The 20,418-nt window shown below is 59.6% G+C and carries 19 protein-coding genes; 17 read left to right on the forward strand and 2 right to left on the reverse strand.

All coding sequences use genetic code 11. The annotated features are described in order from the left end of the window. Positions 1-11 precede the first annotated feature (11 nt). Positions 12-821, forward strand: a complete 810-nt coding sequence (eutC, locus tag AC3CHX_RS10100; RefSeq protein WP_488643879.1) for an ethanolamine ammonia-lyase subunit EutC — start codon at positions 12-14, stop codon at positions 819-821. A gap of 47 nt (positions 822-868) precedes the next feature. Here the strand turns inward: eutC and AC3CHX_RS10105 are convergent, their stop codons facing one another. Further along, entirely contained in the window at positions 869-2,095 is a 1,227-nt protein-coding gene (locus AC3CHX_RS10105) for a gamma-butyrobetaine dioxygenase (protein ID WP_488643880.1), read from the reverse strand. A gap of 562 nt (positions 2,096-2,657) precedes the next feature. Here AC3CHX_RS10105 and amaB point away from each other — a divergent pair. The 13 genes from amaB to AC3CHX_RS10170 all read left to right on the forward strand — a co-directional run bounded on the left by amaB (position 2,658) and on the right by AC3CHX_RS10170 (position 16,834). Then, positions 2,658-4,175: an L-piperidine-6-carboxylate dehydrogenase gene (gene amaB / locus AC3CHX_RS10110; RefSeq protein ID WP_488643881.1), complete on the forward strand. Its 1,518-nt coding sequence runs from the start codon at positions 2,658-2,660 to the stop codon at positions 4,173-4,175. Positions 4,176-4,242: 67 nt separating this feature from the next. Further along, positions 4,243-5,319 carry an ABC transporter ATP-binding protein gene (locus AC3CHX_RS10115; protein ID WP_488643882.1) on the forward strand — a complete coding sequence of 359 codons (1,077 nt, stop codon included), beginning with the start codon at positions 4,243-4,245 and terminating at the stop codon, positions 5,317-5,319. Then, a complete protein-coding gene (locus AC3CHX_RS10120) occupies positions 5,312-6,169 on the forward strand; it encodes an ABC transporter permease (protein WP_488643883.1) in 858 nt (285 codons plus the stop codon). Before AC3CHX_RS10115 ends, AC3CHX_RS10120 begins: the two co-directional genes overlap by 8 nt. A 12-nt stretch (positions 6,170-6,181) precedes the next feature. Next, a complete protein-coding gene (locus tag AC3CHX_RS10125; RefSeq protein WP_488643884.1) occupies positions 6,182-6,979 on the forward strand; it encodes an ABC transporter permease in 798 nt (265 codons plus the stop codon). Beyond that, complete coding sequence (locus tag AC3CHX_RS10130; RefSeq protein ID WP_488643885.1) at positions 6,976-7,269, forward strand: (2Fe-2S)-binding protein; 294 nt, start codon at positions 6,976-6,978, stop codon at positions 7,267-7,269. Before AC3CHX_RS10125 ends, AC3CHX_RS10130 begins: the two co-directional genes overlap by 4 nt. Further along, complete coding sequence (locus tag AC3CHX_RS10135; protein WP_488643886.1) at positions 7,266-8,666, forward strand: FAD/NAD(P)-dependent oxidoreductase; 1,401 nt, start codon at positions 7,266-7,268, stop codon at positions 8,664-8,666. The genes AC3CHX_RS10130 and AC3CHX_RS10135 overlap by 4 nt, the downstream gene beginning before the upstream one ends. Next, entirely contained in the window at positions 8,663-9,808 is a 1,146-nt protein-coding gene (locus AC3CHX_RS10140; RefSeq protein ID WP_488643887.1) for an NAD(P)/FAD-dependent oxidoreductase, read from the forward strand. Before AC3CHX_RS10135 ends, AC3CHX_RS10140 begins: the two co-directional genes overlap by 4 nt. Positions 9,809-9,858: 50 nt before the next feature. Beyond that, a complete protein-coding gene (locus tag AC3CHX_RS10145; RefSeq protein WP_488643888.1) occupies positions 9,859-10,905 on the forward strand; it encodes an ABC transporter substrate-binding protein in 1,047 nt (348 codons plus the stop codon). A 127-nt stretch (positions 10,906-11,032) separates the two neighbouring features. Next, complete coding sequence (locus AC3CHX_RS10150) at positions 11,033-12,256, forward strand: aminotransferase-like domain-containing protein (RefSeq protein ID WP_488643889.1); 1,224 nt, start codon at positions 11,033-11,035, stop codon at positions 12,254-12,256. Beyond that, positions 12,246-13,946: a thiamine pyrophosphate-binding protein gene (locus AC3CHX_RS10155; protein ID WP_488643890.1), complete on the forward strand. Its 1,701-nt coding sequence runs from the start codon at positions 12,246-12,248 to the stop codon at positions 13,944-13,946. The genes AC3CHX_RS10150 and AC3CHX_RS10155 overlap by 11 nt, the downstream gene beginning before the upstream one ends. Positions 13,947-14,223: 277 nt before the next feature. Then, positions 14,224-14,481 (forward strand): helix-turn-helix domain-containing protein, encoded by a 258-nt coding sequence (locus AC3CHX_RS10160; RefSeq protein ID WP_488643891.1) that lies wholly within the window; start codon positions 14,224-14,226, stop codon positions 14,479-14,481. After that, positions 14,481-15,818, forward strand: a complete 1,338-nt coding sequence (locus AC3CHX_RS10165; protein ID WP_488643892.1) for a type II toxin-antitoxin system HipA family toxin — start codon at positions 14,481-14,483, stop codon at positions 15,816-15,818. Before AC3CHX_RS10160 ends, AC3CHX_RS10165 begins: the two co-directional genes overlap by 1 nt. Positions 15,819-16,078: 260 nt before the next feature. Then, a complete protein-coding gene (locus tag AC3CHX_RS10170; RefSeq protein ID WP_488643893.1) occupies positions 16,079-16,834 on the forward strand; it encodes an aldolase in 756 nt (251 codons plus the stop codon). A gap of 105 nt (positions 16,835-16,939) precedes the next feature. On the opposite strand, the gene AC3CHX_RS10175 is transcribed toward AC3CHX_RS10170, so the two are convergent. Continuing rightward, positions 16,940-17,665, reverse strand: a complete 726-nt coding sequence (locus AC3CHX_RS10175) for a helix-turn-helix domain-containing protein (protein WP_488643894.1) — start codon at positions 17,663-17,665, stop codon at positions 16,940-16,942. A gap of 248 nt (positions 17,666-17,913) precedes the next feature. Between AC3CHX_RS10175 and AC3CHX_RS10180 the strand changes: the two genes are divergently transcribed. The 3 genes from AC3CHX_RS10180 (at position 17,914) to gcvH (ending at position 20,409) form a co-directional block, all read left to right on the forward strand. Continuing rightward, positions 17,914-19,074 (forward strand): NAD(P)/FAD-dependent oxidoreductase, encoded by a 1,161-nt coding sequence (locus AC3CHX_RS10180; RefSeq protein WP_488643895.1) that lies wholly within the window; start codon positions 17,914-17,916, stop codon positions 19,072-19,074. Between the two features lie 339 nt (positions 19,075-19,413). Continuing rightward, entirely contained in the window at positions 19,414-19,620 is a 207-nt protein-coding gene (locus AC3CHX_RS10185) for a dodecin (RefSeq protein WP_488643896.1), read from the forward strand. Between the two features lie 408 nt (positions 19,621-20,028). Then, positions 20,029-20,409 (forward strand): glycine cleavage system protein GcvH, encoded by a 381-nt coding sequence (gcvH, locus tag AC3CHX_RS10190; RefSeq protein ID WP_488643897.1) that lies wholly within the window; start codon positions 20,029-20,031, stop codon positions 20,407-20,409. Positions 20,410-20,418 lie beyond the last annotated feature (9 nt).

The raw sequence follows: 20,418 nt of genomic DNA on the forward strand, positions 1-20,418 counted from the left end.
GGGCCGGATCGATGAACCAGAAACCCGTTACCGCCAACCCCTGGCAGGCGTTGCGCCGGTTCACAGATGCCCGCATCGCGCTGGGCCGGGCTGGCGTCAGCCTGCCGACCGCGCCGCAACTGGCCTTCCAACTGGCGCACGCGAAGGCGCGCGATGCGGTGCATCTCGCGCTGGACCTGCCATCCATCTGCGCTGGATTTGCCGCACAGGGCCAATCCTGCATGACGCTGCACAGCGCCGCCACCGACCGCAATACCTATTTGCAACGCCCGGATCTCGGGCGTCGGCTGGATGCCGCATCGCGCCAGACCCTGGAGGCGATGCAGTGTGCACAGCGCGAGCGGCCTTTTGATATTGCCTTCGTAGTGGCCGATGGCTTATCCGCACTGGCCATTACACAGAACGCCATACCTTTTCTGCAACGCGTGTTACCCCAATTGACGGCGCAGAATTGGTCTGTCGCGCCGATCGCCATCGTCGAACAGGGGCGGGTCGCGGTCGGTGATGAAGTGGCTGAGCTGCTCTGCGCCAGGATGGTGGTGGTACTCATCGGAGAGCGTCCGGGCTTGAGCTCGCCGGACAGCATGGGCCTCTACCTGACCTGGATGCCGCACGTCGGCCTGACCGACGCCAGCCGCAATTGCATCTCCAACGTGCGGCCGGCCGGTTTGCGCTACGAAGATGCGGCCCACAAGCTGCATTATTTGCTGACCGAGTCGTGCCGGCGGCAATTGTCCGGCGTGGATCTGAAGGATGAAACCGGCACGACAACGGGGCAATTACAGGCCCCGGAGCGCAACTTTCTGATCGACGAATCTTGAGCCGGTAGTCTTGTGCAAACGTCACCAGGACCTGCTCCCCGCATTGGTCACGACATGCTCTGGCACTGCGCCTTCGGCTGAGCAGCTTCCGGGCCCGATACCGCGTCACGCTCCAGTACACGGATGCGTGACAGCAATTCGTCGCGGTCGACGTAACAGCCCTGCAAATGGCGCTTGCCGCTCATCGGGTCGAACGCTGTTCTGGCATGCAATATCCGGCGATTGTCGAATACCCACATATCGCCTGCCTCCAGACGACGACAGAGGCGAAAGCGCGGCGCGCGCGCCAGCAGCATGAAGCGGCGGTAAGCGCGATACAGCTGCGGCATGAGATCGGCCGGCACATCGAACGGAGCGCGCAAAAAATTTGCGCAACGGACTTCGGAGATGTTGCCTTCGGCATCCAGCGCGATCGCCGGCGCGCTGCAACGATAGTCCGTGTGCTGGTCCTTGTTGCGAAATTCGATCGCGGTCGTGGTCAAGGTGTGAAAATCGTCCGGGGCCTCCTCACGCAGCGCCGTCGCGACCGCAAAGCCGTCCACAAATATGCTGTCGCCGCCGCGCGCCTGGTTTTCCAGGCAATGCAGAAATTGCAAGCCCGGCTGTAATTCCCTGGTTGGCAAGTCGGTATGCGGCGGCAGATTGAACGCCGTATAGGCGTTGCTATCCGGGTTGGGTTTGGAGGCGACGTCGAACAGCAGGCCGAAATTGCTTTCCCGGATAAACGCAATGCGCTTTGCCACCCGGCCCACCGTGCCTGCTTCAACCGGCACGCCGCGTATCAGGGTCAAGCCGATTTCGCGCAGGGCAATCAGCCAGTCATGGAGTGCCGCATCGTCGTGCATCACCGCATCAAAAGCAAAGGTCGGCAACGATGCGCTGCGTTCGGCTTCCCACAATACAGGGCGTTTGCGGTTGCGCCGTTCCGCGCGCGATGCGTCATCGTAGGCGTGCGCCCGCAACCAGCCGGCATGGAACCGGCTGTCATGTCCATCGGTCCAGCGCACCGTCAGGTCGCCAGTCGCAGCGGCGCCTGCCAGCTGCGGCGCAAGATCCGGCGGCATGTCGGCAATCTCGAAGACCTGTTCGCGGGTTAACTGGTACACACAATCGGGGCATGGGCAGTTGTCGCGCAGCCATTGGAAGTGAAAAGGGCTGTTGCGCCCGTCCGACCATGTCACAACGAGCGCGTTATCCGCCAGCGTCACTGCGGCAATTTTCTCGGTGACTGGAAACAGCCGCCAGTCGGCGCTGACGGCATTTGACTTATTCATGACGAATCTCCCTCAAGGAACACCATATTGAATATGACAGGCAGAAGCTGTCGTTATTATTCTGGCAAAAGCCAGGATGCTGCTTTATGGCTGCAAGTTGCCAATGCATAAGTTACCTGCGAGTTACTTTGGCAAGTCGACCCATTGCGACTGATCCTGGCTCTGGCGCGACCCAGCGTAAAAAAGTCGGAAAAATGCCGCAGGCCATTGAAATTTGCGGACGCATCCGGCGGACTGTCGGGGAGTCGCGGCCGGCTCTCCACTACAAAAAGTCATACTTTGGTGCAAAAATGGTTACGCTGTAATGCTCCGTATACCGGGAGATTCATGCCAATCGGATGCAGATAAAACGGCAAAATAGCTTGCCGGGGCAGTCTCGACAGGGTGTCTTATGCCGCGCACCAGACTGACGAGCGACGCACCTCGCCGAGGCGTTCGGGTAGCGGAGCAACGCACCCGTTTGGACATGACTAAAAGTAATGATGTACTGCAATTTTTTACCTTTCAAAGTCAACTGTTTATTACTTATACTCACCTTCGAATTCTCTGAAAGGACACCACCATGCAAGCTTCAACCTTATTCAACGAACTGGGTTTCGACTGTTCTTCACAGACAGGCGCCGATCTGAAAGCGCGTTCGCCGCGCGATGGCGCCACCATCGCTTCGCTGCGCACCCATACCGTGCAAGAGGCCGAGGCGGCCATTGCGAATGCGCAGCAGGCTTTCGAAAAATGGCGCGTGGTGCCGGCGCCGGTGCGCGGCGAACTGGTGCGTCTGCTGGGCGAAGTCCTGCGCGAGAATCGCGCGCAACTGGGCCAGCTGGTCACGCTGGAATCCGGAAAAATCCTCTCCGAAGGCATCGGCGAAGTGCAGGAAATGATCGACATCTGCGATTTTGCGGTCGGCCTGTCGCGTCAACTGTATGGCCTGACCATCGCTTCCGAGCGTCCGGGTCATCGCATGATGGAAACCTGGCATCCGCTCGGCGTCTGCGGCGTCATTACCGCATTCAACTTCCCGGTTGCGGTCTGGGCCTGGAATGCCGCACTGGCGCTGGTCTGCGGCAATGCGGTGATCTGGAAGCCGTCGGAAAAAACCCCGGTCACCGCGCTTGCGGTGCAATCCCTGTTCGCCCAGGCGGTGGCGCGTTTTGCGCAGCAGCGTCCGGATGTCGTGCCGGAGCAACTGTGCCAGGTGCTGATCGGCCGCGCCGACATCGGTCAAGTCATTTCCCGTTCGCCGCTGGTGCCTTTGGTCAGCGCGACCGGCAGTGTGGCGATGGGGCGCAAGGTCGCTACTGCGGTGGCGGAACGGCTCGGACGCAGCCTGCTGGAACTGGGCGGCAACAACGGCATGATCATCGCCCCCAGCGCAGACCTGAGTCTGGCGCTGCGCGGGCTGACCTTTTCCGCAGTCGGCACCGCCGGACAGCGCTGTACCAGCCTGCGCCGGCTGTTCGTGCACAGCAGCATTCATGACGACGTGGTGAGCCGTATCGAGCGTGTGTATGCGAGCGTCAAGGTGGGCGATCCGCTGGATGCGGAAACCCTGGTCGGCCCGCTGGTCGATCAGCAGGCGTTCGACGCCATGCAAAACGCCCTGGCGCAGGCCAGGTCGGAAGGCGGTGTGGTCAGCGGCGGCGAACGGGTGCAGGTGAACGGCGACGCAGACGCGTTTTACGTCCGTCCGGCGCTGGTGCGCATGCCGCAGCAGAGCGCGATCATGCATCACGAAACCTTTGCCCCGATCTTGTATGTGGTGCGCTACGACAACTTCGACGACGCGATCCGCCTCAACAACGCCGTGCCTCAGGGGCTGTCGTCGGCCGTGTTCACCAACGACGTGCGCGAAGCGGAAGCCTTCATGTCGGCCACCGGCAGCGATTGCGGACTGGCGAATGTCAACATCGGTACCAGCGGTGCCGAAATCGGTGGTGCCTTCGGCGGCGAAAAGGACACCGGCGGCGGCCGCGAATCGGGCTCCGACGCCTGGAAAACCTATATGCGTCGCGCCACCAATACGATCAACTACAGTCGCACGCTGCCGCTGGCGCAGGGCGTGAAGTTTGATATCGAGTAAGTCGTAACAGCTTGCAAGCACTGGTCGCATTGAGAAGTATAAAAACGGGCCGCAACAGGAGATCCGCATGTCCTTTTTGAAGTTAGAAAATCTGTCGAAACATTACGGCGATTTCACCGCAGTCGAGAAACTCGATCTGACGGTTGAAAAAGGCGAGTTCGTGTCGCTGCTCGGGCCCTCCGGCTGCGGCAAGACCACCACGCTGCAGATGATTGCAGGTTTTGTCGATGCCACGGAAGGGCAGGTGATTCTCGATGGGCGCGATATCACGCGCGAGAAACCGAACCGGCGCGGCCTCGGCATCGTGTTTCAAAGCTATGCGCTGTTCCCGCACATGACGGTCAGCGACAACGTGCGGTTCGGCCTCGAGATGCGCAAGATTCCCAACGGCGAAAGCGCAGAGCGGGTGCGCCGTGCGCTGGCGCTGGTGCATCTGGATAAGTTCAGCCATCGCTATCCGCGCGAGCTGTCGGGCGGCCAGCGCCAGCGTGTCGCACTGGCGCGGGCGCTGGTGATTGAACCGCCGGTATTGCTGCTGGACGAACCGATGTCGAATCTGGACGCCAAGCTGCGTGAGGACATGCAGATCGAATTGCGCGAGATCCAGCGCAAGGTCGGCACCACCACCATCATGGTGACGCACGACCAATCGGAAGCACTGTCGATGAGCGACCGCGTGGTGGTCATGGAAGCCGGGCGCGCGGTCCAGATCGGCAAGCCGTTCGATACCTATGAAAATCCAGCCAATCAGTTTGTCTCGCAGTTTGTCGGCAAGGCCAACCTGTTTGTCGGCAAGGTCGAATCGCAAAGCGCGCAAGGAGCGGCGCTGCGCGTCGGTGACCAGTTGCTGCATGTCACCGACAGCAGCCTGCAGGTCGGAGATGAGGCGACGCTGTGTCTGCGTCCCGAAAAACTGGAGCGCTGCGGCCTGCACGATGAAATGATCCGGGGTCACGTACAGGCCAGTTTTTTCCTCGGCAATCAGTGGCTGTACCGCATCGGCACCGAATTGGGCGATGTGCTGGCGATCTGGCAGAACTGCGGCCAGTCGGAATGCGTGGCCGGCCATCAGGTTTCATTGCGTTGGTCGGCACAGGCGATGCACGTAGTCCGGCGTCAGGCGGGTGGAGTGCAGCATGGATAAGCCGAGCGTGTCGCCGGTGCCGTATCTGTTGACGACACCCGGCATCATTGTGTTTTGCACGATGGTCCTGGTGCCGCTGCTGCTGACGTTTATCCTGTCCTTCAACGGCTTCGATGCCAATACCGGCATCAAGGCAAGTTACAGCCTGAGCAATTACTGGCAGGTATTCAACGACGAGTATTATCAGGGCATTTTCCTGCGCACCTTCTGGGTGGCCGGCCTCACGACCCTGATCTGCATCCTGATCGGTGCGCCGGAAGCGTATGTGCTGAGCCGCATGCAGAAGCCGTGGCGGTCGATTTTCCTGATCGTCATTCTGGCGCCGTTGCTGGTGTCGGTGGTGGTGCGCGCGTTTGGCTGGAGCATGCTGCTGAGCGCCAACGGCGTGGTCAATTCGATGCTGCAAGGGCTTGGCCTGCCGCCGGCAAAACTGTTGTATACCACCGGCGCAATGGTGGTCGCACTGGTGCATGTGATGTTGCCGTTCATGGTGATTCCGGTCTGGACCTCGCTGCAGCGGCTCGACCCGACGGTCGAACATGCGGCGCTGTCCCTGAATGCGTCCCAACCGACGATCCTGCGCCGCATCGTGCTGCCGCAGATTTTGCCGGGCATTCTTTCCGGCAGCCTGATCGTGTTCGGGCTCAGTGCGAGCGCCTTTGCGATTCCCGGCTTGCTCGGCGGGCGCCGGCTGAAGGTGGTGGCGACTACTGTCTACGACGAATTCCTGGGTTCCCTGAACTGGCCGCTGGGCGCATCGATCGCCATCATTCTGCTGGTCGCGAATCTGCTGATCATGTTGAGTTACAACCGGATTTTGGAACGCAAGTATTCCAAAGTGCTGGGTTAAGGGAGAAGCCAGATGCGTAAAAATGGTCCGGTTTCATTGCTCTTTCATGCGCTGGTGGTGGCCTTTGTGCTGGCGCCGCTGCTGATTGTCTGCCTGGTAGCGTTTACGCCGGAAGACACGCTGTCGCTGCCGACGCACGGTGTTTCGTTGCGCTGGTTCAGGGCGGTATTCGAGCATCCCAATTTCGTCCAGTCGTTCTATACCAGTTTGCAACTGGCGTTCATGTCGGCCACGCTGTCGGTATGTCTCGCGCTGCCTGCCGGGCTGGCGATCGGGCGTTTCCAGTTTCCGGGACGCGATTTCCTGAATGCGCTGTTTCTGTCGCCGTTGATCATTCCTACCCTGGTGCTCGGCGTCGCCTTGATGCGTCTGTTTGCGGCGCTGGGCGTGACCGGTTCGTTCGGCTGGCTGGTGGTGTCGCATATCGTGGTGATTACGCCCTATGTGTTGCGCCTGGTGCTGGCGGCGGTGGTCGGGATGGACCAAAGCGCCGAGCAGGCCGCGCAGTCGCTCGGGGCCGGATCATGGACCGTGTTTCGGCGCGTCACGCTGCCGATGATTCTGCCGGGATTGACCGGGGGCTGGCTGCTCGCCTTCATTAACAGTTTCGACGAGTTGACCATGTCGATTTTTGTCACTACGCCGGCGACCATGACGCTGCCGGTGCGCATGTACATGTATGCCACCGAGTCGATCGATCCGATGATGGCGTCGGTATCGGCGCTGATGATCTTGATTACCGGCGTCGCGATGCTGATTCTGGATCGGGTCTATGGATTGGACAAGGTGTTGATTGGACAACAGACATGACGCTGCTGACCAGAGTCGCCGAAACGCAGCGCCCGCCGGTCGAGTTCTGGCTCGATGGCGAGCGCGTGACGGGACTAAGCGGTGACAGCGTCCTGACAGCGGTGCTGACCCACGGCGAGCGCGTGCGCGTGTCGGAGTTCAGCGGCATGCCGCGCGCCGGATTCTGTCTGATCGGCGCCTGCCAGGATTGCTGGATGCGCACTGAAGACGGCGCGCCGCTGCGGGCTTGCACCACGCTGATTCAGCCGGGCATGCGCTTGCTGACCGGCGCTATCGGAGGTGCTGCATGAGCAGCGCGCCCGCGATTGTGATTGTCGGTGCCGGCCCGGCCGGTGTGCGGGCCGCCGAAACCCTGGTGGCTGCAGGACTGCGCCCGGTGCTGGTGGATGAAAATGTGCGCTCCGGCGGGCAAATCTACCGCCAGCCGCCGGAAGGATTCCAGCGCTCCAAAAAGACCTTGTATGGTTTCGAGTCCGCCAAGGCCGAGGCGATTCATCGCTGTTTTGCCGGGTTGCGCGCGCAGATCGACTATCGGCCGGAAACCCTGGTGTGGAACTGCGACGGCGCGCAGCTCGACTTGCTGTGCCGCGGCCGGCATCAGGTATTGGGCTTTTCCCAGCTGATCCTGTGTACCGGCGCGATGGATCGCATCATGCCGTTCCCGGGCTGGCTGTTGCCGGGCGTGTACACGCTGGGTGCGGCCCAAGTGGCATTGAAAGCGCAGGGTTGCGTGATCGGCGGGCGCATCGTGCTGGTCGGCTCCGGCCCGCTGCTGTATCTGGTCGCCTATCAGTATGCCAAGGCGGGCGCCGAGATTGCGGCGGTGCTCGATACCGCATCGTTTTCGGGCAAGGCGCGCGCCGCCGCCCACTTGATGCGGCAGCCGCTGACCTTGGCCAAGGGCCTGTATTTTGTCGCCTGGTTGCGCAGCCACGGGATCCGCATCGTCGAAGGCGTGGATAACATCGCGGTAAGCGGCGATCTCAAGGTGCGCCAGATCCGCTGGCAGCGCAATGGCAAGTCGGAGCAGCTCGATTGCGCTGCGGTGGCTGCCGGTTTCGGACTGCGTTCGGAAACGCAGCTGGCCGATCTGGCTGGTTGTGCCTTTGCATTCGATAGCCTCAATCAGCAATGGCTGCCGGTGCGCGACAGCGCCGGTCGCAGCAGCGTGCCGGGCGTGTATCTGGCCGGCGACGGCAGCGGGATCGCCGGAGCCGATGCCGCGGAACTGGCCGGACAGCGGGCCGCACTGGCGTTGCTGCAGGATATTGGCAAGCCGGTGGCAGCCGCGCAGAGCGCGCGCATCGAGCGCGCACTGCAAGGGATTCAAGCGTTCCGGCGCGGACTGGAGAGCGCGTTTCCGGTGCCGGTGCACTGGGCTCGGGAATGCGCGGACGATCTGGTCGTATGCCGTTGCGAGGAAATCACCGCCGGCGAATTGCGCCGTAGCGTACACACTGCCGGCACCGTCGAGATGAACCGGCTCAAGGCCCTGACCCGGGTCGGCATGGGGCGCTGCCAGGGACGGGTTTGTGGCGCGGCCGCCGCCGAGATTCTGGCCTGCGCCTCCGGCAAAACCGTGGCCGAGGTCGGCCGTTTGCGCGGACAGCCGCCGGTCAAGCCGTTTCCGGTTGCGGTCGGCATGCTGGAGCAAGAAGTTGCACCGTGTTCAGCGGAGCTGCCATGACTGAGCGACTGACAGCTGAGGTCGCGATTATCGGCGGCGGCCTGATGGGCAGCTCTGCCGCACTGGCGCTGCGCCGTCAGCAGTGCTCGGTGGTGGTGCTGGAGCAGGGCTGGTGCGGCGCTGCTGCTAGCGGCGTCAATTACGGCGGCGTGCGGCGCCAGGGCCGCGCGCCGATCCAGCTGCCGCTGGCGCAACGTGCGCACGCTATCTGGCAGCGTCTGCCGGAAGTCATCGGCAGCGACGGCGAATATGTCATCTCCGGCCATCTGAAGCTGGCGCGCAGCGAGGCCGACATGGCAACCCTGGAAGCGTATCGCGAACTGGCCCGGCCGTTTGGCCTGCAGCTCGAATTGCTGGGACGGGAAGCGGTGCATAACCGCTATCCGTGGCTGGGCAAGGAAGTGGCGGGCGCATCGTTGTGTGCCGCCGATGGCCATGCCAATCCGCGCCTGGTAGCTGCGGCCTTTGCGCTGGCGGCGAAACGCCAGGGCGCGCAGATACGCGAAGGCAGCGCCGTCGACAGCGCCACCTTCGACGGTACGTATTTCACCTTGCGCACCGGCAATGGCCTGGAAGTGCAGAGCCGGTTCCTGCTGAACTGTGCCGGTGCCTGGGGCGCAGACATTGCCGCCCGCTTCGGCGAGCCGGTGCCGGAGCAAGCGATTTATCCGAATATGTGTGTCACCGAACCATTGCCGCCACTGATGGCCGTCAATCTGGGGATCGTCGGCGGCGGCTTTTATGCGCGCCAGGTGGAACGCGGCAACTTCGTCATCGGCGGCGGCCGCGGGCGCGGCGGCGATCGGCTGGCGCCGGCGGCGACGCGGCCGGCATCGGCGGCAACCTTGCATGCCATGGGCCTGATCTGCGACATCATCCCGGCGCTGCGCCATGCGCTGGTGATCCGCAGTTGGACCGGGGTCGAGGGCGCGATGCCGGACGACCAGCCGGTGATCGGACCGAGCCGCACGACCCCCGGCCTGCTGCATGCGTTCGGTTTTTCCGGCGCTGGATTTCAGCTGGCGCCGGCAGTCGGCGAGGTGCTGGCCGACCTGGTGCTGCACGGTACGACCGCAACGCCGATTGCGCCATTTGGCATTCAAAGATTCAGTTTGGCAGGATCAGGTTGCTCAGCGTCGTGAGCAGAAAATTGGGGCCCATGGAGTCGTTTAATCTTCGAGGAGTGAGAATCATGAAATTCAAGCATCTGGTGTTGGTAGCAAGCCTTCTGTCGGCGTTGGGGATCTCCGCCACGGCAAGTGCGCAAACGCGCACCCTGTATGTGGGCATGAACGGCGGCAGCATGGAAAAGAATTACACCAGCTATATTTTCCCGGAATTCGAAAAAGCCAATAACGTGAAAATCGTAGTGGTTCCCGGCACCTCGTCCGACATCATCGCCAAAATGCAGGCGCAAAAGGACAAGCCGCAGATGCATATTGTGTTCCTCGACGATGGCGTGATGTACCGCGCGATCGGCATGGGCCTGTGCCAGAAGCTGAATGACGCGCCGGTATTCAAGGACATTTATCCGTATGCCCGCATGGCCAACGATCAGGCGGTAGGGATCGAACTCGGTACGGTCGGGATCGGCTACAACAAGAAAATGTTTGATCAAAAAGGCTGGGCGGCACCGAATTCATGGATGGATTTCGCCGATCCGAAATACAAGGGCAAGGTGGTATTCCAGTCGATTTCGAGCAGCACCTTCGGCCTGCACAGCTTCCTGATGCTGAACCGCCAGCTGGGCGGCAGCGACAAGAACGTCGAACCGGGCTTCCAGAAATGGTCGGCCACGGTCGGTCCGAACGTGCTGGAATATTTGTCCAGCTCGGCCAAGATTTCGGAAATGGTTCAGACCGGCGAAGCCGCGATTTTCCCGCTGACGCCGACGGCGATTGCGAATCTGAAAGCCAAGGGTATTCCAGCCGAATTTGCCACGCCGAAGGAAGGCGCGGTATTGCTGATGGTCGGTGCGTGCGCACTGAAGAACAATTCGGAACCCGATCTGTCGCAAAAACTGGTTGAATATCTATTGAGCGTTCCGGCCCAAACCAAGGCCATGGATAACGCGAACACGATTCCAATCAACAAGAACGTCAAAGTGCCGGAGTCGGTGCAGGCCAAGATCGGCAAGGTCGATCAGTTGATGAAAAACGTCAACACGGTGGACTGGAACGTCATCAACGAAAAGCGCAACGACTGGAACAACCGTTGGAATCGCACGGTCGAGCGCTGATGGTCTTCCCAGCTTAAACAGATCAGACGGATAAGCCTCGGCGACTCCGTCCGAGCTTAAAAACAAAACGAAGAAAAATCGGAACCGCGGGTTTCGTGGGGACGCTTTTTCTCAAAGGATGACCGCCATGTATTCTTTCACCGAACAATTTTCCGCACCCCAGGGCTCGCCGATTCGGGAACTGTTCAAGTATCTGGCGCAGCCGGGGATGATTTCGTTTGCCGGCGGCTATCCGGCACCGTCGCTGTTCGACGCCGACGGATTGGCGCAGGCTGCGGCCGAGGCGGTCCGCAAGCATCCTGCGGCTTGTCTGCAATATGGCGCGACCGAAGGGGTTGCCAGCCTGAGCGCAGCACTGCTGACGCTGATGCAGCAGCGCGGCATCAAGGCTGCGGCCGATGAGTTGCTGGTCACTACCGGCTCGCAGCAGGCGTTCGAGCTGTTGTTGCGTGTGCTGATCGCGCCGGGTGACAGCGTGGCGATCGAGCGCCCGGCCTATCCGGCGGCGATTCAGGCGTTGCGCATCGCCGGCGCGCGCATCTGTGCGCTTCCCAGCGATGCCGACGGACTGGATGTCGATGCCTTCGAACAGCAACTGGCACGCGGTGAGTTGCGGCCGAAACTGGTCTACGTCGTACCGACCTTCGCCAATCCCTCCGGCGCCACGTTATCGCTGGCGCGGCGCAACAAGTTGCTGGCACTTGCGGTCCGCTACCGGATCGTGATCGTCGAAGACGATCCGTATGGCGAGCTGCGTTTTTCCGGCAGCGCGCTACCCACGCTGCGCGAACTGGCGAGCAGCATTCCCGGTGCCAGCGACTGGCTGGTGTACCTGTCCAGTCTGTCGAAAATCGTGGCGCCGGGTTTGCGCATCGGCTGGTTGCTGGCAGCGCCGGAAATCCGGCGCCGCGCGGTCATCGCCAAGCAGACCAGCGACCTCTGCACCGCACCCTGGATGCAATTGACGGCCGCCGAATATCTGTTGTCGGGTCGGCTGGAGCCGCATCTGGCCAGGTTGATTGCGGCCTATCGCCTGCGCTGCGAGACCATGCTGCAGGCGCTGGACCGGCACTTCGCCGGATCGCTCGACCTGGTCCGGCCGCAGGGCGGCATGTTTATCTGGGCGCGCTGGCGTGACGGCAGCGACGCATCGCAGTTACTGCAGCAGGCGATCGCCGAAAACGTGATGTACGTTCCCGGAGCGGCATTTTTTGCCGCCGCTCCCGACACGGCGAGTTTTCGGATGTCGTTTGCAATGGCCGAGCCGGATGCCATCGAGACCGGCGTCGCGCGTCTGAAGACGGCGCATCAACTGTCTGGTCAGTCACGAGGAGATAAGAATGCATGCTGATTTAATTCACACCGGCAGCGGTGGAAAAATCCTGGTCGATAGTCTTATCACGCATGGCGTCGACCATGTGTTTTGTGTGCCGGGCGAAAGTTATCTTGATGTGCTCGATGCGCTGTATGACGCGCGCGAGCAGATCGCCTTGCGCGTATGCCGGCACGAAAGCGGTGCGTCGAATATGGCCGAGGCCTACGGCAAGCTGACCGGGAAACCGGGCATCGCGATGGTGACGCGCGGGCCCGGCGCCACCAACGCATCGATCGGCATCCACACCGCGTTTCAGGATTCGACGCCGTTGATCCTGTTCATCGGGCAAGTCGCGCGCAATTGCATGGACCGTGAAGCATTTCAGGAAATCGACTATCGCCGCATGTTCGGACAAATGGCGAAATGGGTGGCGCAGATCGACGATGCCCGCCGGATTCCGGAATACGTGCGCCGTGCCTTCCAAACCGCTGTCTCGGGCCGCCCCGGCCCGGTCGTCCTGGCACTGCCGGAAGACATGCTGTTGGATCAGGTCAGCGTACCTGCAGTGCCGGCCTATCAGCGTGTCGCCGCCGCCCCAACGCCGGCAGCGCTGCAGCAGTTGGCCGAATTGTTGACGCAGGCCAAAAAACCGCTGGCGATTGTCGGCGGCAGCGGCTGGACGCCGCAAGCGTGCGCGGACCTGCGCCGTTTTGCCGAAGCCTGGCAATTGCCGGTCGCGTGTGCCTTCCGCTTCCAGGATCTGTTCGATAACACGCACCCGCTGTATGCGGGCGATGTCGGCATCGGCATCAATCCGAAGCTGGCGCAGCGCGTGAAGGAGGCCGATCTGGTGCTGGCGATCGGCCCGCGCCTGGGGGAGATGACCACCAGCGGTTACACCCTGTTCGACATTCCGTTGCCGCGCCAGCGCCTGGTGCATGTGCATGCCGGCGCGGAAGAGCTGGGCCGTGTGTACGCCGCCACCTTGCCGATCAACGCCGGCATGCCGGAATTTGCCGCCGCGGTCGCGGGGCTGCATCCCGCAGCGCCGCCTGCGTGGCCTGCCGAGGCCGCGATTGCGCATGCCGACTACCTGGCATGGAGTACGCCGCCGCAAGTGCCGGGACCGGTGCAGATGGGCGAGATCATGGAATATCTGCGCGACCGTCTGGCGGCCGATGCGATCATCTGCAACGGCGCCGGGAATTATGCTACCTGGGTGCATCGCTTCTACCGGTTCCGCCATTTCAAATCGCAACTGGCGCCGACCAGCGGCGCGATGGGCTATGGCGTACCGGCGGCGCTTGCCGCCAAATCGCTGTACCCGGAACGCACCGTCGTAGCGTTTGCCGGGGACGGCTGCTTCATGATGACCAGCCAGGAACTGGCGACGGCGATGCAATACAAGTTGCCGGTGATTTTCATTGTGGTGAATAACGGCATCTATGGCACGATCCGGATGCATCAGGAACGTGAATATCCCGCCCGCGTGTACGGCACAGCCCTGACCAATCCGGATTTCGCGGCTTACGCACACGCGTTCGGCGCGTTCGGCGCAGTGGTCGAGAACACCGCGGACTTCATGCCGGCGTTTGAACAAGCGCTTGCCAGCGGCCTGCCGGCAGTGATTGAAATCCGCCTGTCGCCGGAAGTGATTACGCCGACGGCCACCTTATCGAGTATCCGGGAACACGCGCAGCAAGTGCAGCAAGCCCCCCCAAACTGAAAACCATCATCAAAACCACCCTTTCCTGAAAGGAGCCTGCCAACTTTCAAAGCCGACGCCAGCCCCGCATCAATTAAACTCTGACTTCTGACTGAAAGCCCGTTGGCAACGCAGGCCCGCACCGGTGAAATCCGGTGCGGGCCTTACCGCTTATTGGCCAGGTACTTTCCATGCGCGATATCCGGAATACGAATATCATGGTTTTATTCGTATTAAGAATAACTTGTATTTATTCGTATTTGGAATAATATGCTTATATTCGCTTTAGGGATATTTTATGAAACAAATTATTTCTACAGAAAAGCAGTTAGGCCAGCTGTTGCAGGGGTGTCGCAAGACCAAATCCCTGACGCAGGCGGCGCTGGCGCAGAAAGCCGGCATCAGCCAGGAGCGGCTTTCCGTTCTTGAGCTCAATCCGGGGCGGATAACCGTCGAGCGCCTGCTGCGCCTGATGGGTGCTTTAGGGCTTGAACTGGTCGTTCAGGACAGGCCCGGAACGGCAGATGTTTCTGCCTCCCAACAATCGGAATGGTAATGGGGCGTCCGTCAAACACCAAATCCCTTGCGGTCTGGATGAATGGTGAGCAAATGGGTCTCTGGAGTTTGCCGCCGCACACGGAGCCTTCGTTTACCTACGATGAAAGCTGGTTTGCGTCGCCGGCATTTCGCTCGTTATCGTTGTCGTTACCGGCCATTCCAGGCAATCGGGTTGTCAAAGGCAGCGTCGTCAATGATTTTTTCGATAATCTTTTGCCCGATAACGAGGTGATCCGAAAACGGCTGCAGTCTAAATTCAAGGCGGCGGACACAGGTGCGTATGCGCTGCTGGCGGCAGTCGGCCGCGATTGTGTCGGTGCAGTTCAACTGCTGCCGCCGGGAGAGGCGCCGGACAACCTTGAGACCATAGACGCCGTAGCTCTGGATGAGATCGGCGTTGAGCGGCTGATACAACAAGCGATCACCACGCCGAGCGCGCTGGTGCCCGAAGATGAAGGCGACTTGCGTCTGTCAATCGCCGGCGCGCAAGAGAAGACCGCCTTGCTCTGGCATACAGGGCGTTGGTGCAAGCCGCTGCATGCGACGCCGACGACACACATTTTCAAGCTGCCGATGGGACTGGTGGGCAATCGGCGCGCGGACATGACAACCTCGGTGGAAAACGAGTGGTTGTGCTCGCGCATTCTGCATGCTTTCGAGATTCCTGTGGCGCAGTCGGCCATCACCACCTTTGGTCAGACCAAGGCGTTGGTCGTGGCGCGTTTCGACAGAATGATGGCGCGCGCAGGGACGCATTGGTTGCGTCTGCCGCAGGAAGATTTTTGTCAAGCGACCGGAACGCCTGCCGCCCACAAGTACGAAACAGACGGCGGTCCCGGGATGGAGCGGATTGCCACATTGCTGGGACAATCGATTGCGCGCGATGCCGATATACGCACTTTTCTGAAGACGCAACTAGTGTTCTGGATGCTGCGCGCCACCGACGGGCACGCCAAAAACTTCAGTATATTTTTGCAAGCGGGAGATCGCTACCGGCTCACACCCATGTATGACGTTCTGTCTGCATGGCCGATTATCGGCAAGGGAGAAAATCTGATCCCACGCCAGCGCGTCAAGATGGCCATGGCCTGGCTCGGGAAGAATCGACACTATCTGGCGGATAGCCTCATGCGACGTCATATTGACGCAACGGCGCTGAAATGCGGTTATGGGATCAGCGCCGGTGACGTGGTGGACGAGCTGATTGCGGCGACCCCGCAAGTCATCGATCGGGTGGCACAAGAGTTGCCGCAAGAGTTTCCGCAGCAGCTGATCGACAGCATTTTCGACGGGCTGCGAGATTCTTCCCGTAGGCTTGCCGGCATGAGCGGCTAGGCTGATTTATCCGGTCTACGTTTCATTTTAAGTGTGCTCTTTGAGAAATGTTCACAAAAATTGCATAGATATTGATAAAACGTATCGCAGCATGTATTTATACTGGCTGTATTAGAGCGTCGTCTGCATTCCGTTCGATCCCTGGAGACTGCTATGCGGCAAAAATCCTTGGTTAACGCGCAACGAAGCTGAGGGTCAGCCCGTCACCTGAACCCGGCTCTCCCGAAATGATCGCATCCGAAACCTGCCAGAAGACTCCCATGACCCCGACTTCCTCCGCCATCGAAACATACTTCAACTCGCCCGTCGTGGCGGCATTGCGGGCCGATCTCGCGCTGGCCCTGCGCGCCGCCGCCCAGCACGGGCTGGGCGAAGGTGTCTGCAATCACTTCAGCGTGGTGCTGCCTGACAATGGCGACCTGTTCCTGCTGAATCCGCGCGGCCTGCTGTGGAGTGAGATACAAGCCGAAGACATCGTGCTGATCGACGCGGCCGGCCACAAGCTCGCCGGCCGCCACGAAGTCGAACCCACGGCGATGTTCATCCACGCAGCGATCCATCGCATCGCCCGCAAGACCTGCGTGCTGCACACCCATATGCCTTACGCCACCGCTCTGACCTTGACCGAGGACCGCGGCCTGGACACGACGCTGTCGCAGAACGCGATGCGCTACCACGGCCGGATCGCCGTCGATGACCAGTACAACGGCCTTGCGCTAGACGGGTCCGAAGGCGAGCGGATCGCCAACGCCATGCGCGGAGCCGATATCGTTTTTCTTGGCAATCACGGCGTCGTCGTGTGCGGCGAGCGCATCGATTACGCCTACGACGATCTGTACTATCTGGAGCGTGCCTGCGCCGCCCAAGTCCTCGCGGGCGCAACCGGCAGGGCTTTGCGGCCGGTTGCCGCGGAACTGGCAGCACGCGTCGCCCGGCAACTGCAGGGCGAACGTCTGCAGTCGGAACTGTTTTTCGAGGCCTTGCGCCGGACGCTGGATCCGAAGACGGCAGCATAGTGCCACGCGGCCTTGGATAAGGAATCCATGGCCGCTGGTGGCGCAAGTTATCGTTCAGGTAGTTGTCTGCTCAAAATGTAAGCATTGCCTGGTTATTGCACCCAATCAGTTCTGGCTGACGATCCACAACACTTGCGCGTCTTCCGGGCTGACCGAGACCAGCGAATGCAACATCCCGCTGTCAAAATAAATGCTGTCGCCGACCTCCAGGCGTGACGGCGCATAACAGTCGGTGTGTAATTCGACCGCTCCCGACAGCACAAAGACGAATTCTTCGCCTGGACGACTCACAGGCTCCTGGCGTTCAACCGGCGTCAGAGCAGGAACTCTTGCCGTCACCTTGGTATGAAAGGGCAGGAACTTCTTATGCGAAAGCTCCGTTGCCAGTACCTCATGCACATACTTGGAAGTTGCATGCAAAGTTCCCGTGCCGGAACGGTTAATGGCACGGCACCCGCTAGGCAGCATATGCACACGCCGGTCGAACAGGTCGACCAGGTCGATTTGCAGGCCCTTCACGATTTTCTGCAAGACGTCATAGGTGGGCGACATTTTCCCATTTTCTATTTTCGACAGCGTTGAAGCCCCGGTACCCGTCATTTGAGCGGCCTCTGCGAGAGTCAGGTTCAGGCCATTCCGAATGGAATGCAGATTCTCGCCCAGAGAGGCGCTGCTTGAACGGTCTGAGCGGCCCGGGGCGGTAGCGCGTGGCGCCGCAGGGAGGCCGGAGAGCGGGCCATTCAAAGACTTGGTCGACTTGCGCTTGCGCGGCGCAGGCCCTTTGGGTTGATCGATGTTGAGAGATGGGTTTTTTTGACGTGTAGTTGCCATGGATGCTCCTGCTTTTTGTTCATCTGATTGTGCATTATAGTAAATAAAATATGCTATAAGAAATCTTACGTTCCTGATGGACAGCATGGGGCTGCGTTGTCGTTGCAATTATCCTCTCTTCGGCCTGGCAAAAATAAATGCGATTTTGTGAAGCAAACGGGTGTCGATCTGTTCGCTTTTCAATGCATGTAAATATACGATGGTAAATAAATTTACTATCGGAATTATATTTATCCATGACTACGCAAATGAAACATGTCGTTATTGTCGGCGGTGGTGTAATTGGTAGTGCCATCGCTTATTTTCTTGCCTCGAATCCTCGTTTTCCCGGAACGGTGACGGTCATTGAACGGGACTCAACTTATACCAACGCTTCATCCACACTCTCGGCGAGTGCGATCCGGCAACAATATACGTCGCCAGTGAACATTGCCATTTCCCAGTTTGGCATCAACTTCCTGCGGGAAATTGAAAGCCATCTGGCAGTCGATGGGGAGATCCCCGATCTCGCGTTAACCGAACAAGGGTATTTGTATCTTGCCAGCTCCGGCGCCGCGGATATCCAGCGCCAGAACCATCAGATACAAAGACAGCATGGCGTTGACGCCGCATTGCTGGAGCCGGCCGCACTGGCCGCCAGATTTCCCTGGTTGAATACCGACGATCTGGCCCTGGGCTCGCTTGGCTTGAGTGGCGAGGGATGGTTTGACGGCTACGGTTTGCTGATGGCGTTCCGGCACAAGGCGAGAAGCCTGGGTGTCCGCTACGTCAAAGGAGAGGCGCAAAGTTTCGTCTGCTCACAAAACAGGGCGAGCGCCGTGCGTCTGACAGATGGCACGGAGCTAGGCTGCGATTGGGCTGTGAATGCGGCCGGCGCGTGGGCAAAGCCGTTGATCGATGCGACCGGTTTCAATCTGCCGGTGCATGGACGAAAACGCTGTGTCTATGTATTTTCAAGTCCGGCGGAGACGCCCGATTGTCCGCTGGTTATCGATCCCGGCGGCTTATGGTTCCGTCCGGAAGGGAAATACTGGATTTGCGGCTTGCCGCCGGAGAACGATGTTAACGACCCGCCGCTGGACGTCGACTACGGCCTGTTCGATCAGGCCTGGCTGACGCTGGCTCAGCGGGTACCGGCATTCGAAGCAATACGATTGCAACGGGCTTGGGCCGGTTACTACGAGTACAACACTTTTGATCACAACGCGATCCTCGGATCGCACCCGGAAATACCGAATCTGTTGCTGGCAAACGGCTTTAGCGGGCATGGTCTGCAACAGGCGCCGGCGGTCGGCCGCGGGATGGCGGAGTTGATCGTCGATGGCGGCTATACCAGCCTTGATCTGTCTGGATTGTCCGTGCAACGCATCGTTGAAAACAAGCCATTGCTGGAACGCAATGTGATTTAGCCAATCGCCATTGTTCAAGAGTGGCCTGACCGTTGCCGACACCATCCATTCCGCTTCCATCAAAGCCATGAAGGCATCTGAATATATTTATGGAAAATTAACCGGTTGGCTCATATGATGGAGACAACAGCAGCAGCCTGTCGGACTTAGGAAATCGAAGCGAAAAAGTGCCTGAGCGAGGACAGATTTTGCTGATTTTTTGTGTCAATAGCGGGACTATTGACCAAAAAATCAGTGAAATATGGACCGCTCAGGCGCTTTTGCAGCCGATTCTTCCTAAGTCCGACAGGTTGCTAACCTATAGCCCGATATTTCAACAACCCAATAAAGGGGAATGCCATGTCCGCTCACACCTACAAACTGGTCGAACTCGTCGGGTCGTCAATAAATGGCACTGATGAGGCAATACGCGACGCGATTTCCAAGGCGGCACTGACCCTCAAGCACATGGATTGGTTCGAGGTTATCGAAACCCGGGGCCATATCGTGGATGGCAAAATTTCTCATTACCAGGTAACTATCAAGGTTGGCTTCAGGCTGGAGTAAGGCACTTTCCGACCGGCCGTCGCGTCGCTCAGCGGCGCGTTATCGACTGGTGCATGATTTTCACTTTTTTGTTCTTTTGCCGGTTATCCTGCAATGGCAGCGGTATTGCGAACATCGATTTTTAAAATCTAAAAATTATTCGAATAATTTTTATTTTTTTAAAGCTTTGATAGTTGAATATATTCATTAATAAACTATTTGAATCTGTAATTGATTGCAAAAGCAATCTACAAAACTTTACAATTTCGCATCTGGCGAAAAAGTGCATAACTGGTCTGAAGCCGCCTGGAATGGGCGTTTCACGACACGGATTAAACGCAATACAAGGGAGCGGACTGGATACGCTCCAGCCTTGAACGTGTACGCTTTTGGCACCGAGTAACCACAACCTCATAACGGAGATCAGCAATGAGCGCGACGAAATATACCGAAGAACATGAATGGCTGAAGATCGAAGATGACGGCCTGGTGACAGTCGGGATCACCGATTTTGCGCAAGACCATCTGGGCGACCTGGTTTACGTGCAGTTGCCGGAAATCGGCAAACAGATAGAAAAAGGCGAAGAAGCCGCCGTGATCGAGTCGGTAAAAACCGCGAGCGAAATCATGATGCCGGCTGCCGGCGTCATCACTGAAACCAATGCCGTTCTGGCGGACGAACCCGGCAAGGTCAATGAAGACCCGATGGGCGCAGGATGGTTCTTCAAGTTCAAGGTGAGCGATGCTGCCGCATTAAACGGCCTGATGGACGAGGCCGGCTATAAGGCCTTCCTCGACAGCCTGGGCTGAGCGCCACAT

The sequence above is a fragment of the Glaciimonas sp. OK215 genome (genome assembly GCF_057787885.1).